We start from the raw sequence: 11,987 nt of genomic DNA, 5'->3' as shown, positions 1-11,987 counted from the left end.
CACTCCAACCGATCCACGTCGCCGGATTCGTTGTCGAGCACCAGGACCGACACGTCGGCAGCAGTGTCTCGATGATGCGTGAGCAGCGACGGCAGGAGCAGATCGGCGTAGGCGGTGGTCCCATGATTGACGGTCACGACCTGAACGCGCATGTCGGGAACGCTACGACGGCGCCAGCGGCGATTGCCAACGGATTTACTCAGGCCGACGCCCACCGGTGCGCCGCCTCGATACGACGTACCCAGTTGACCGCATCCTCCGAACCCGCGGGCGTGTCCGCCAGCGACAGGATCGCCTGTGACGCCACTGCTGGAAGAGCGTCACGGAGTCCGGCCGCCTTCCCGTAGGCTGTGACGGTCTCGCCCCATTGCGCGGGTTCGATGGATGAGATGAGAAGCCAGGCCAGATCGGTGACACCTGGTGCGGCTCCAACGTCTTCCCAGTCGAGAAGCGCGACCTCGCCGGCAGGGCTGGTGCGGATGTTCAGCATGGATGCGTCTCCATGCACCAAGGTCGAAGGGCCTGACGCCCCCGCAAGACGTTCGTACGAAGGGACGTGACCGTAGAGCCGCTCTCCCACTGCGCGCACCGTAGGTGTGCAATCTGAGCGGCTTGCCAGAGTCGGCCAGGTCTTGTCAAAGAGATCGCCGACGAGTTCGCCGGCGGCACCTGGGGTACGCAGCCACGGCCAGCGGTCGCTCGCCGCTCCTTGCCATCGTTCGTGCATGGTCGCCAGGATCCGGGCCGGCGCCGTTGGCTCAGCGCCGGGACGCCATGCGGAGAGGTTCTCGAGGAGCAGGTAGGTCGCGCCGTCGACCTCCTCCGCGTTCAGGCATCCAGGCACGCGAACGCCGACCACGGGCGCGATCTCGCGATAAAGACGCACCTCGGCAAGGAATATCTGCAGTACGTCAGGAATAGAACCAGGGAGCGGCCGCGCACGGCGCTTCACAAAAGGCTCAACCATAGGCGCATTCTTACCATCAACGGGACGTCCGAAGCACCTGGGAAAGGCGTCGAGCCAGATCCTGGCGCGCCTGGAAGGGTTGCACCTGGCCGCTCCAGCGGTCGCTCGCCGGCTGCCAGGTGGCCATTTGCTCGGCGGACCTTGGCGCGACATGGATATGCACGTGAGGCACTGTCTGATTGGCGATGAGACCATTGTTCTGAAAGATGTTCAACCCATCTGGCGAAAGCTCGGCGACCACGGCTTTCGCCACCTGATGAACCATCGCCATGAGCGCGGTCACCTCATCCCCATGCAGATCGGTGAACAAGCCAACATGCCGCCTCGGAATAACGTACGAGTAGCCGTCGGCACGGTCATCGCGGATGAACGCCAGAGCAAGCCCGCTCTCGACGACCACGGCAGTCCGGCACTCCTCACCGTCATGTGTCCATGCTTGCCGATCGACAACCTCACACAGCGGACAGGGTTCTCGTACAGGAAGCTCCATAGGAAACACCCTGCCAGAAGGTCGTGCTCAGAAGTCCGGCAGCAGCGCTTCCGGGTCGGCCAGGAGATGACGTAACGCCGCCACGTCGGCGCGCCACGAACCCTCCGGGAGCGCCGACCGCGGAAGAGGCGGCAGCGGATCTCCCGCTGCTGGATCACCGAGAAATCGCGCCGTCACATGAGTGTGGAGATGTGGGTCCAGTTCCCCATCGTCGCGTAGTTCATTTTCAGGGGGCGGTAATGCTTCTGGATTGCCTGGTCGACCAGCAGCACATTTCCCCCGTAGGACGCGGCCTCACCGGACGTTAGCTCAGTTGGTTCAACAACGTGCCTGCCGCGCCACACCACTACCGCATAGCCTCGCATCACGACGTTTCGAGGAAGGTACGCATCCGAGACCTCCCCCGCGTAGACACGGGCTCCATCCTCGTTCTCGTCCGGCCTACCTTTGCGGCAGAACCGGCAGACTTCCCCGGACATCCGCGCGTCCCAGTCCTCGGCCCACGGCATCTCGACATCCTGCCAGGGCTGGCCGGGCCACGTCACTGAGGCGCGGATGCTGCACGATTGAAAAGGTCGGCTCGCTCCGCGACGAATTCTTCGACCGACTGTGCCGGCGTTCCGGTGATCTCCTCGGCAGTGCGGGTGAACCGGTCGAAGCGGTTCTGGCGGTGCAGCCGGGCAAGCGTGACGAGGTGCTGATGGACGTGTGGTGACAGCTGGGGATCGCCGGCGATTCGGTCGGCCCACGGCTGTGGCGGCACATCGACATAGGTCACAGGCCTGCCGAGGGCGCGGGAGTATTCCTCGGCGATGCCGGTCATGTCCTGCGATCGCGGCCCCGTCAGTTCGTACACCTGGCCAAGGTGGCGGTCGGGGTCGACCAGGACTTCCGCGATCACCGCGGCGACGTCGCGGGCGGCAATCGGTGAGCTGCGACCGTCACCGAAGGGCAGCGGGATGGTTCCGCTCTCGGCAACGGACTCGGCCACGAGCGTGGTGAACAACGGGTTGTCCAGGAAGATCGTCGGGCGTACCTGCACGACCGGGAGGGATGACCAGCCGAGTAGCTGTTCGGACAGCCAGTGCAGTCGTTGCTGATGCGACTCCTCAGTGCTCACCGCGGTCATCTGGGACACCGTCATCTGCGACAGGTTGACCAACGCGTCGAGGGTTCCCGTGGCACGAGCCACCGTGGCGACCGTCGCGGATGCCTCCAGGTAGTCCGGCGAAACGCTCATGCTGAACAACATGCGGGCCACACCGTCGAGTGCCTCAGCCACATCGGTGGGACGGGTGAGGTCACCAACCGTCACCTGCGCGCCCATGGATCGCAGGACGTCCGCGCGCTCGTCGTCATGGTGCACCATGGCACGCACTGGCACGTCCCGTTGGCGCAGCAACCCGACGACCCTGTGCCCCACCCCGCCGACACCGCCGCCGGCTCCGGTCACCAGGACGGGCATATCCCTCATGGTCATGCAAACCCTCCGCGATCAGACAGGTCGCGGCCTGGTTAAAACCTACGCTCGGACCGCGGCACTGTGACATCCCACAAAGGGCCCGGATTGCCGGCGTCCAGCAGCCACGATTCCGGCCAGAATCGGCCCCACAACTGCTCCCGTCTCTGCCATGATCGCGCCGTGCACACATCGGAGGAGTCAGCGCCCCGCGGCATTCGTGGTGGACTGCCACTCGTATGGACACTCGCCGTCGTGGCGCTTTCCCTCGGGGTGCTCTTCCTCGATCGAACGAGCGGACTCGTCCCACTCGGAGGCCTCAGCTACTGCCCGCGAACGGTCCTCGCGGAGACCTTCCGTATGGACGAGTCGATCATTCGCGTAGGCGAGCTCAGCCCCTCCGAACTCGAGGCACTCAAACCCGTGTGTTCACAAGCGGCGCGCCCCGCGCTCACAGTGGCGGTCGGCTCCCTCGCTGGCGCGGTGGTTCTGGCCGTAGCCGCGCTCGCCGTCCAGTCGAGGCGGAGGCGAGCCGAACTCCTGCGGCCAGAGCTCGCCAGTTCTTCCGCGGAAGAACGCGAACGCGGAACGATTCACAGCTGACGGACGCAGCCAGGAGTTGACGCAGCTGTTCTTCGGGGAGCGCCGGCCCGCTCGTGCCGCCAACAGCCCCTTGACGTCACCAAGGTCAGCAGCGGGACCGCGATCTACACAATCATTTCTCATGCCGTAAAGACGGACAGAAACCGCAAGCCCGGCAAAGTTTAATGGCTCGAGCCGGCCCTTCCCCAAGGGTGACAATCGGGGTCGGTGGCTCACCAAGCGATACAACCCCTTGGCCTGAGCCGCAGCGGCATGTTACAAAACACCAACGCAGCGTGATCGGCCGCCGAGACCCCACCCGGAGGGCGACCCGATGAGACGCGAGCGCCACGACCGTGGCCGAAACGTCGACCCGGCGCGCAAACCGCGCCGGTCACCAGAGGTCGTCCGAGGCTGCCCATATTCCTCCCTTCTTGCACCTACACGAGCACCGCCGCTCGTCCGTCATGGCCCTGACCCTGCCTCACCGCAGAGGTACGACCGTTCGTACGAGGGAGCGCAAGATGGTGCATCGCATACAACGCCTGCGACCAGCCGGGTGGCGTCAACGCCGCCAGACCACGCCAACCGAAGGCGCCGCAACGGAGGACAAACGCCGGGGTCGCCCCAAGCGACATGTCACGGCACAGGAACACCGCCGCCAGGAAATCCACGTCCAGCAACTCGCCGAGGATGCCGTCGTCAGGACCGACAAGGTCGAGCAACGAGTCCAGAAACTCGGCACGCTGCTCCGCGCCTCCTTGTCCCGCATCGTCCAACCCCTTGATTTCGAACGCCTGAAGGAAGACCTGCCGGCGCTCGACCTCGGCACCGACGCCGCACCCCTCCCCCTTCCCATGTGGGAGGAGTACGCGCCCAAGAGCCGTGGCCTCATCAGTCGCCTGCTGACCCGGAGTGTCCACCGCAGCAAGGTGGACGCTGAAGCCGAAGCGGAGAAGGCGTACGCGAGCGCTCTCGAACGCTATCGGGCTGAGGAAGCCGCCCGGCAGCGCCGCATCGACGAACTCCAGCGCACCCAACGCGACACTCACACCGCCGAAACGCAGCGGGTTCTCGAACACAACGGCGAGATCGACGCCTACCGGCAGCGGGTGCTCGCAGGAGACCGGGCAAGCGTCAGCGACTATTTCCGCCGGGTCTTCGAGTCGGTCGTGGACCGCTCCAGCTTTCCGCGTGGCCGGCGGTTCGCGTACATACCCGAGTCAAAGCTCCTGCTCATCGAATGGGAAGTCCCGACCACCGACATCATTCCGCGGGAGAAGGAATACCGCTACAACAAGGCGACCGACTCGGTTGGCGTTCACAAATGGCGGTCCATCGGCGAGGTGCGCGATATCTACCTCAATCTGCTCGCGCAGTTCGCGCTCCGGGCCATCAACACCGCGTTCGCGACGGATCCCACTTGGCTTGTCGAGTCGGTCGTGTTCAACGGTGTCGTACCCAGCGACGACGGGCCGGGGCCGTGCCTCATCAGCATGAGCTCGTCCCGGCGACATTTCAGCAGGCTCCGGCTCAACACGCTTGACGATCCGCTGGACCTCGTCGAGAAGCAGTTCGGCGCCGAGATCTCCGCCTACCCCGACGAGCTCACCGGGATCGCGCCGCTTCTTCCGTTCGACTTGGCCGATCCCGACATCTCGCCGGCCGCCTCCACCCGCGCGCCCAACCTGCTCAGCATTCCCGTCGAGGAGCTGCACCGGCTGGTCGAGCGGCTGCTCGAACGCATGGGATACGCGGCCATTCGCGCCGAAAGGTCTGGCGGCGGATTCATCGCCACCCGCTCCACCGCGGACGGGATCGAGCAACGCTCCGTCATCCGGGTCCGGCGTACCCCCGGATTGCTGGAGACGTCCGAGGTGCGCGGACTCCAGTCCGCCGTCCGTCACGAACGCGCCGACGCTGGTCTACTCCTCACCACCGGGGGCCTCGACTCACAGGCGTATGAGTACGCGCACGGCCGGCCGCTCCGGTTGTACGACGGGCACAGCCTGGTGGCGCTCTGCCTCCAGCACGACCTGCCGGCCCGGATCGAACCCACGGAGGAAACGGTCCTCAGGAGCGGCGAGCCGGCACCACAGGTCCCCGAACAGCAACGCAGAGGTCGGGGTGGGCCCGGACGGGCGAAGCCCGTGAGGGGCCGGATCCACACAGCGCCGCCGTCAAAGACGAAGGCCGAGCGCTGACCGCGCACTGCTCCTGACCAACGCCCCAGCCCGAACTGCACCTTCGATCACGTCGCGCCGGACCCAGGGCCGGGCCCGGGGCCGGGGCTGCCACCGCTGGCGAAGATCTTGTCGATGTCAGCGCGCTCGACGCCGGTCGCCTGCAGCAGGTCGGCCGCGGCCGAGCGGATCTGGGCGACGATGACGTTGCCCGAAAATCCCAACGACCCCAACGTCGCGGTCGCCATCTGTGCCGCGTCCAGCAGCCCGCGCCGGGTGGCCAGCGGTTCGGTTCCCTTGGCCAACTCGTTGCGCAGCGTCCGGACGGCCTCGGCCAGGCGTCTGATCGCCAGCGGCAACCGGGGGTCCACACTCTCGCCGACACGGATCACGACCAGCGCCCGCCGGGCGAGCACCCGCACATTGCGGACGGCGTGGTCCAGATGCGGCGCGGCGTCGACGTACCAGAACAGATGCCCGCGGGTCCGCCACCGGACCGGCGCGATCCGCGCGATCTCGGAGCCCGCCGCGAGCGCGTCCCGCAGCTCTCCCAACGATCCCTCGATCCGCCGGGCCCGCGAGAGCGCCGCGCTCGCCGCCTCCCGGCTGTGCAGCTCCAGGGCGTTCGCGATGTCCTCGAGGGTGCCGGCCAGCTCGTCGATGACGGGGTTCGCGGCCCGCCGAGCGATGACGATCGGGTTCGTCGGAAGCAGGATGGCGTTGACGAGCAACCCGACCGCCCCACCGGTGAGCGCGTCCACGAACCGCGACGTCGCCGCCGCTCCCGTGGATGTCGCGGGTACGAGAGCGACGAGCAGGACCGCCGAGGCCGCACCCTGGTTGACCAGCAAGGGTCCCCCACCCAGCAGGACCGCACCCGCCATCGCGAGGAACACCACCAGGCTGATCTGCCAGGCACCCCGGCCGATCACGCCGATGAGCAGGTCGGCCACCAGGATCCCGAGGGCGACGCCCACGATGAGTTCGACGGAACGCCGCAACCGCTGCCCGAGGGACACCCCGAGCGACAGGACGGCGGCGATCGGCGCGAAGAACGGTTGCGGGTGTCCGACCACCCGAGTCGCGATGAGCCAGGCGAGGCCGGCCGCGGCGGCCGACTGGATGATCGGGACAAGCGTGCGTCGCAGGCGCCCGAACCTGGTCCGCAGCGACTCCCGGGAACGCTGGGCCGCGTCGTCGAGGATTGCCTCACCTCGACGCATCAGCGCGGCCATCGGCTTTCGACCTGGCATGACCGCCTCCGCTCGCGACGCCCGCTGCCTTCCTGCCCGCCCGCCCGGTAACTAGAGGTAGAGCCCGGTCTGGTCGTCCTCGAGGCGTTCGGATGCCACCGCGTGGATGTCGCGCTCGCGGAGCAGGATGTACGCCTCGGCCCGCACCTCCACCTCAGAACGGTCCTCGGGGTCGAACAACACCCGGTCACCAACCACGATCGAGCGCACCAGGGGTCCGATCGCCACCACCCGCGCCCAGGCTAGGCGCTTACCCATCTTGGCGGTCGCGGGAATCACGATCCCCGCGGAGGAACGGCGTTCTGCGCTCTCGCTGTCAAGGGCGACAAGGACCCGGTCGTGCAGCATGCGGATCGGTAGCTTGTCGACGGCCATCTGTCCGTTCGGCGTGTCGGTCACGTCATGAGAGGGTACGGCGGCCGGCAGGCCATGCGCCAACGGGGAGTCCGAGTACGCCGCAGCTGGCGCCGCCCAAACGACAGCGGAGCCAACCAAGTGCTGGGTCCAGGCGTCCACGAATCATCACCGGGCGCGTCCACGGATCACCACCGGGGCCAGTACGAAGGAGCATGCGCGATGAACCACCGACTCCGCCAGCTATGCGTTGCCCTGATCCTCGCCCTCATCGCCTCGGGCGCCTTCCTGCTGGCCCCCGCGCCGGCCTCGGCCTGTAGTTGTGTCTCGCAGTCCCCCGCCGAGGCGTACGACCGGGCGGACGCCGTCTTTGTCGGACGCATGACCGATCGCGACGTACCCAGCCGCCTCTTCTCCAGCACCGACAGGGCGGTGTGGACGTTCGACGTGTCGCAGGTCTACAAGGGCGAGGTACACCGCCAGCAGGAGATCGTCACGGTCGAGAGCGGCGCCTCGTGCGGCCTGGAACTCCAGGGATCCGGCCCGTTCGTCGTCTACGCCGAAAAGAACGCCGGCGAACCGATCCCCGCACCCGGTGAGGGGCAGTACGCCGCGAGCCTCTGCGGCGGCAGCACCGAACTCACCCCGCAGGTGCGTACGGACCTGGCGAACCGGACACCAGCGGAGCCAATCCTGGCCAACGCCGGAGGTGCCAGCGGCTCGTCAAGGTGGAGTTGGCAGCTGCTTGGTACCGCCGGCCTGGGCTTTGTCGCGGCCGGGTGGGCGTTGATCCACCGCTGGCGTACAGCGGGCTGACCGCCTCAGCGGCGGGTTAGCAGCCCTGGCGGCGGACAGCAGCTCAACGGCGGCCGCGGACGAGCGAACGGAGGAGGGTGAGCGCCCCGACAGCACCGGCCACCACTGCCGCGACGGTGACCAGACGGCCGGTCCGCAGCTGGCCCTCGGGGGTGAGGACGGCAAGCTTCATCTTCGACACGCTCCGGGCGGCGAGCTGTTTGGGTTGGACCCGTTCGGCCAGCGCGTCGACGGTCGCGGCCAGGCGTTGCCGGGTCTCGGCGAGTTCTGCCTCGATCTGATCAGCGGACCGGCTGCCGTCAGCGGCAACTTTGCGGGCGCCCGACTTCTTGCGATCTGGGAGAGCTGGCCTCGTCGTGTCGCTCACTGTGGTCCTTTCCGATCACAGCCCCGTGTGAACGTCATCGTTCCCGGTGATCACCTCAGTCTTGCAGATCGGACCTCCCGTGGGCCTCTACCCCGTTAGCGCGGCGCCGGCACCTTCGCTTCGCGGCGGGCGGGTGGTCCGGACGATCGCGGGATCGAAGCCGTACGGGAGTTCGAGGCGGTGGGCCGCCAGCAGCTCCGCATCGCCGAGCACCTCCGGGGTGGGCCCGTCGGCCACGATCGCGCCGCCGTCGAGGATGACCGAGCGTTCGCACAGCTCCAGGGCGTACGGCAGGTCGTGGGTGACCATCAGCACCGTGACGTCGAGTCCGCGCAGGATGTCGGCGAGTTCGCGCCGGCTGGCCGGGTCGAGGTTGCTCGACGGCTCGTCGAGGACGAGGATCGACGGCTCCATCGCGAGGACCGTCGCCACCGCGACCCGTCGCCGCTGGCCGAACGACAGATGGTGGGGCGGCCGGTCGGTGTACTCCTCCATGCCGACCCGCTCGAGCGCCTGGCGTACCCGGGCACTGAGTTCCGCGCCGCGCAACCCGAGGTTGGCAGGACCGAAGGCCACGTCGTCGCGCACCGTCGGCATGAAGAGCTGGTCGTCAGGGTCCTGGAACACCACGCCGACCCGGCGGCGCACCTCCTGCAGCGTCTGCCGGCCGACCGCCATCCCGTCGACCCGGACGCTGCCGAGCCCGCCGGTGAGGATGCCGTTGAGGTGGAGCACCAACGTGGTCTTGCCGGCACCGTTCGGCCCGAGCAGCGCGACCCGCTCGCCGCGGGTCAGTGCGAGGTCGACGCCGTAGAGCGCCTGGTGGCCGTCGGGATAGGCGTACGCGAGTCCGGACACCTCCAGCACGGGCGCGCTCATCGGGTCCACCACGCCGTGACCGCGATCATCAGTGCGACCACCGGCAGCGCGGCGGCGGACACCCACGCCGACGTGGCGGCACGGGTCTCAGACAGAACGGGCGGAGGACCACCGGTGTAGCCGCGCGAGAGCATCGCGAGATGGACGCGTTCCCCGCGTTCGTACGACCGGATGAACAACGCGCCGGCCGAGCGGGCCAGCACCGGCCAGGACCGCGGCCCGTGCGGGGTGAATCCGCGCGCCTCCCGCGCGATCCGCATCCGGTGCATCTGGTCGGCGATCACGTCGAGGTAGCGGACCATGAACGACGCGATCTGGACCAACTGGCCCGGCATCTTCAGGCGCCGCAGGCCGACCAGCAGGTCACGCTGCTCTGTCGTCGCCGCGAGCAGGATCGATCCGACCACACCGAGCGTGGCCTTCGCCAGGACGTTCCACGCGGAGAGCAGGCCGGACTCCGACAGCGCGATCCCGACCACCTCGATCCGCGGACCCTGCGCGACGAACGGCAGGAGCAGCGCGAAAACCACCACGGGCACCTCGACCACGGCGCGCTTCGCCACGAACCCCAGCCGCACCCTGGCGACCACCGCGACCGCCAGCAGCAGCCCGGCGTAACACCCGAACGCCCAGTACGCCGTCCGCGGCGTCGCCACCACGACGAGGACGAACCCGACCAGCCCCACCAGCTTGCACTGTGCCGGCAGCCGATGGACCGGCGAACGGCCCGGTAGGTGGAGCCGGTGCGCGTGGCCCGCACCCATGTCAGTCCGCCGACTCGCGCCGGTCCCGGGCACGTCGCCGGAGGGCGTACGCGATTCCGGTCCCGAGCCCGAGGACCACCACCACACCGGCCACGCCGGCGATCCCGCCGGAGAGCCGGGGGTTGTCGACGCCGCGGGTGGCGTAGTCGGCGAGCGGTGAGTCACCGGTGGCGCTGTCCTCGGCGGTGTGCCCGAACCCGTGGTCCTCGGCGACCCGCTCGAGCCCGTCGGGACTGCCCGAGGCGTGGAAGCTCACGACACCCGCGAGGCCGAGCACGATGAGGACGCCCAGCAGGACGACGACCTTCAGGCGTACGCGATCCTTCAGCGGCCCACGCTCTTTCAGCTGGCCCTCGCCGTTCGCCCGGCCCTCGCCTTCCATCTGGACAGTCATGACGCGGCCTCCTTGGAAGCAACGGGACTCTGACGGATCGTCAGGTCGCGGGCGGCCAGGAGCGGGCGCGCGCCGTGGACGAGATCGGGGCGTACGGCGATGACGCTGCCCACGGTGAGGGCGGTGATGACGGCCTCACCCAGACCGATGAGGACATGCCAGCCGAGCATGGCGACGGTCAGCGGGGCGAGCGGGATGTCGGCCGTACCCCCGACGACGTACAACGCGACGAAGCTCAGCGCCGACGCCGGCACCGACAGCAGAGCCGCCGCGAACGCCGCCGGCACCGCGGATGACGGGCGTTTGGGCAGGAACCGCAGCACCAGCCGGAAGACCGCCCAGCCGACGACGACGGTGACGATGCCCATGAGGGTCACGTTGGTGCCGAGCGCGGTGATCCCGCCGTCGGCGAAGAAGAGCGCCTGGACGAGTAGGACGACAGTCATGCACAGGATCGCCGTCCAGGGGCCGAGGAGGACCGCCGCCAGCGCCCCGCCGAGCAGGTGTCCGCTGGTGCCGGCGCCGACCGGGAAGTTGAGCATTTGTACGGCGAAGACGAACGCCGCGACCAGTCCGGTGAGGGGCGCGGTCCTGTCGTCGAGTTCGCGGCGGGCGCCCCGCAGAGCGAGGCCGACCACGGCCGTTGCGGCGACGCCCGTGGCGACCGAGGTCGGGGCGTCGAGGAATCCGTCGGGTACGTGCACAGGGGGCTCCTCGTCCCTGGTAGATGCTGTACTTACCGCTGGATGATGGGGCTGCCACTTAAGGCCCGTCATTCTTACATGCAAAAGACTTGCAACAAGCCCCGGCCCGGTGCCGCGCGCGCCGAACCCCGACCGTGGAGGACCAGTGAGCCCGACCCCCCGCCTGAGCGCCGGCGACCCGGCACCCGACTTCACGCTGCTCGACGCCGACGGCAAGTCCGTCTCGCTGTCCGACTTCCGCGGCCGGAAGGTGATCGTGTACGTCTACCCCGCCGCCATGACGCCGGGCTGCACCAAGCAGGCGTGCGACTTCCGCGACTCGCTGGACTCCCTGGCCGCGGCGGGCTACGCCGTCCTCGGCCTGTCGCCCGACCAGCCGGCCAAGCTGGCGAAGTTCCGTGACAAGGAGGGCCTGACGTTCCCGCTGCTCTCCGATCCCGACAAGGCGGTGCTCACCGCCTGGGGTGCGTACGGCGAGAAGCAGATGTACGGCCGGACCGTCACCGGAGTGATCCGGTCGACCTTCGTCGTCGACGAGGACGGCACCATCGCCGTCGCCCAGTACGCCGTCAAGGCCACCGGCCACGTGGCGAAGCTCCGGCGCGAACTCGACGTGTGAGCGATCTGTCCTGACCCGTAGACTGGTCCGCCGCAGGCGGGCCGACCGCGAGAGTGGCGGAATTGGCAGACGCGCCGGACTTAGGATCCGGTGCCTCCGGGCGTGAGGGTTCGAGTCCCTCCTCTCGCACTCGTTCCCGTCGGCGGCTGAGCTGGG

General features: G+C 68.3%; 16 protein-coding genes and 1 tRNA gene. 5 read left to right on the top strand and 12 right to left on the bottom strand.

Annotated features, from left to right (window positions below; genetic code table 11):
* Nucleotides 1–199: 199 nt before the first annotated feature.
* From B141_RS0104755 to B141_RS0104740, 5 genes are all read right to left on the bottom strand, one after another.
* A complete protein-coding gene (locus tag B141_RS0104755) occupies nt 200–967 on the bottom strand; it encodes a phosphotransferase family protein (RefSeq protein ID WP_157180798.1) in 768 nt (255 codons plus the stop codon).
* Between the two features lie 16 nt (nt 968–983).
* On the bottom strand, nt 984–1,367 hold the full coding sequence (locus tag B141_RS38910; RefSeq protein WP_020574029.1) for an HIT family protein: 384 nt from the start codon (nt 1,365–1,367) through the stop codon (nt 984–986).
* A 117-nt stretch (nt 1,368–1,484) separates the two neighbouring features.
* Nucleotides 1,485–1,634 carry a hypothetical protein gene (locus B141_RS48990; protein WP_020574028.1) on the bottom strand — a complete coding sequence of 50 codons (150 nt, stop codon included), beginning with the start codon at nt 1,632–1,634 and terminating at the stop codon, nt 1,485–1,487.
* Nucleotides 1,631–1,966, bottom strand: a complete 336-nt coding sequence (locus tag B141_RS45270; protein WP_157180797.1) for a hypothetical protein — start codon at nt 1,964–1,966, stop codon at nt 1,631–1,633. Before B141_RS45270 ends, B141_RS48990 begins: the two co-directional genes overlap by 4 nt.
* Before the next feature lie 32 nt (nt 1,967–1,998).
* Complete coding sequence (locus B141_RS0104740) at nt 1,999–2,937, bottom strand: NAD(P)H-binding protein (protein ID WP_084678095.1); 939 nt, start codon at nt 2,935–2,937, stop codon at nt 1,999–2,001.
* Between the two features lie 234 nt (nt 2,938–3,171).
* On the opposite strand from B141_RS0104740, the gene B141_RS0104735 reads away from it, so the two are divergent.
* Together B141_RS0104735 and B141_RS0104725 are read left to right on the top strand one after the other, a co-directional pair.
* The gene (locus B141_RS0104735) at nt 3,172–3,519 is read left to right on the top strand and encodes a hypothetical protein (protein ID WP_020574026.1); all 348 of its coding nucleotides are present in this window, start codon (nt 3,172–3,174) and stop codon (nt 3,517–3,519) included.
* 503 nt (nt 3,520–4,022) lie between these two features.
* Nucleotides 4,023–5,702, top strand: a complete 1,680-nt coding sequence (locus B141_RS0104725; protein WP_157180795.1) for a restriction endonuclease — start codon at nt 4,023–4,025, stop codon at nt 5,700–5,702.
* Nucleotides 5,703–5,749: 47 nt separating this feature from the next.
* Here B141_RS0104725 and B141_RS38900 read toward each other — a convergent pair whose 3' ends face one another.
* Both B141_RS38900 and B141_RS0104715 read right to left on the bottom strand, forming a co-directional pair.
* On the bottom strand, nt 5,750–6,934 hold the full coding sequence (locus B141_RS38900) for an FUSC family protein (protein ID WP_202805664.1): 1,185 nt from the start codon (nt 6,932–6,934) through the stop codon (nt 5,750–5,752).
* Between the two features lie 51 nt (nt 6,935–6,985).
* Entirely contained in the window at nt 6,986–7,309 is a 324-nt protein-coding gene (locus B141_RS0104715; protein WP_026256912.1) for a GroES family chaperonin, read from the bottom strand.
* Nucleotides 7,310–7,510: 201 nt separating this feature from the next.
* On the opposite strand from B141_RS0104715, the gene B141_RS0104710 reads away from it, so the two are divergent.
* Nucleotides 7,511–8,104, top strand: a complete 594-nt coding sequence (locus B141_RS0104710; RefSeq protein WP_020574021.1) for a hypothetical protein — start codon at nt 7,511–7,513, stop codon at nt 8,102–8,104.
* 43 nt (nt 8,105–8,147) lie between these two features.
* On the opposite strand, the gene B141_RS0104705 is transcribed toward B141_RS0104710, so the two are convergent.
* The 5 genes from B141_RS0104705 to B141_RS38890 all read right to left on the bottom strand — a co-directional run bounded on the left by B141_RS0104705 (nt 8,148) and on the right by B141_RS38890 (nt 11,212).
* The gene (locus B141_RS0104705; protein WP_020574020.1) at nt 8,148–8,471 is read right to left on the bottom strand and encodes a DUF3618 domain-containing protein; all 324 of its coding nucleotides are present in this window, start codon (nt 8,469–8,471) and stop codon (nt 8,148–8,150) included.
* A gap of 87 nt (nt 8,472–8,558) precedes the next feature.
* Complete coding sequence (locus B141_RS0104700) at nt 8,559–9,350, bottom strand: energy-coupling factor ABC transporter ATP-binding protein (RefSeq protein WP_051113969.1); 792 nt, start codon at nt 9,348–9,350, stop codon at nt 8,559–8,561.
* Nucleotides 9,347–10,114 carry a cobalt ECF transporter T component CbiQ gene (gene cbiQ / locus B141_RS0104695; protein WP_020574018.1) on the bottom strand — a complete coding sequence of 256 codons (768 nt, stop codon included), beginning with the start codon at nt 10,112–10,114 and terminating at the stop codon, nt 9,347–9,349. The genes B141_RS0104700 and cbiQ overlap by 4 nt, the downstream gene beginning before the upstream one ends.
* Nucleotide 10,115: 1 nt before the next feature.
* Nucleotides 10,116–10,508 (bottom strand): PDGLE domain-containing protein, encoded by a 393-nt coding sequence (locus B141_RS38895; protein WP_020574017.1) that lies wholly within the window; start codon nt 10,506–10,508, stop codon nt 10,116–10,118.
* Nucleotides 10,505–11,212: an energy-coupling factor ABC transporter permease gene (locus tag B141_RS38890; protein WP_020574016.1), complete on the bottom strand. Its 708-nt coding sequence runs from the start codon at nt 11,210–11,212 to the stop codon at nt 10,505–10,507. The genes B141_RS38895 and B141_RS38890 overlap by 4 nt, the downstream gene beginning before the upstream one ends.
* A gap of 145 nt (nt 11,213–11,357) precedes the next feature.
* Between B141_RS38890 and bcp the strand changes: the two genes are divergently transcribed.
* On the top strand, nt 11,358–11,831 hold the full coding sequence (gene bcp, locus B141_RS0104685) for a thioredoxin-dependent thiol peroxidase (protein WP_020574015.1): 474 nt from the start codon (nt 11,358–11,360) through the stop codon (nt 11,829–11,831).
* Between the two features lie 47 nt (nt 11,832–11,878).
* Nucleotides 11,879–11,960: transfer RNA gene (locus B141_RS0104680), tRNA-Leu, on the top strand.
* The last annotated feature ends 27 nt before the right edge of the window (nt 11,961–11,987 follow it).

Origin of the sequence: Actinopolymorpha alba DSM 45243, assembly GCF_000373925.1 — a bacterium.
GTDB classification, from domain to species: Bacteria; Actinomycetota; Actinomycetes; order Propionibacteriales; family Actinopolymorphaceae; genus Actinopolymorpha; species Actinopolymorpha alba.
The sequence above is the reverse complement of the archived record's forward strand: the minus strand, read 5'-3'. Positions and strand labels throughout refer to the sequence as shown.

Excerpts from the sequence above, each read along its gene's own strand:
- cbiQ (WP_020574018.1), bottom strand. The coding sequence starts at position 10,114 with ATGGGTGCGGGCCACGCGCACCGGCTCCACCTACCGGGCCGTTCGCCG.
- B141_RS45270 (WP_157180797.1), bottom strand. The coding sequence starts at position 1,966 with ATGCCGTGGGCCGAGGACTGGGACGCGCGGATGTCCGGGGAAGTCTGC.
- B141_RS0104725 (WP_157180795.1), top strand. The coding sequence starts at position 4,023 with ATGGTGCATCGCATACAACGCCTGCGACCAGCCGGGTGGCGTCAACGC.
- B141_RS38895 (WP_020574017.1), bottom strand. The coding sequence starts at position 10,508 with ATGACTGTCCAGATGGAAGGCGAGGGCCGGGCGAACGGCGAGGGCCAG.
- B141_RS0104710 (WP_020574021.1), top strand. The coding sequence starts at position 7,511 with ATGAACCACCGACTCCGCCAGCTATGCGTTGCCCTGATCCTCGCCCTC.
- B141_RS0104715 (WP_026256912.1), bottom strand. The coding sequence starts at position 7,309 with ATGGCCGTCGACAAGCTACCGATCCGCATGCTGCACGACCGGGTCCTT.
- B141_RS0104700 (WP_051113969.1), bottom strand. The coding sequence starts at position 9,350 with ATGAGCGCGCCCGTGCTGGAGGTGTCCGGACTCGCGTACGCCTATCCC.
- B141_RS0104755 (WP_157180798.1), bottom strand. The coding sequence starts at position 967 with ATGGTTGAGCCTTTTGTGAAGCGCCGTGCGCGGCCGCTCCCTGGTTCT.
- B141_RS38900 (WP_202805664.1), bottom strand. The coding sequence starts at position 6,934 with ATGCCAGGTCGAAAGCCGATGGCCGCGCTGATGCGTCGAGGTGAGGCA.
- B141_RS0104740 (WP_084678095.1), bottom strand. The coding sequence starts at position 2,937 with ATGACCATGAGGGATATGCCCGTCCTGGTGACCGGAGCCGGCGGCGGT.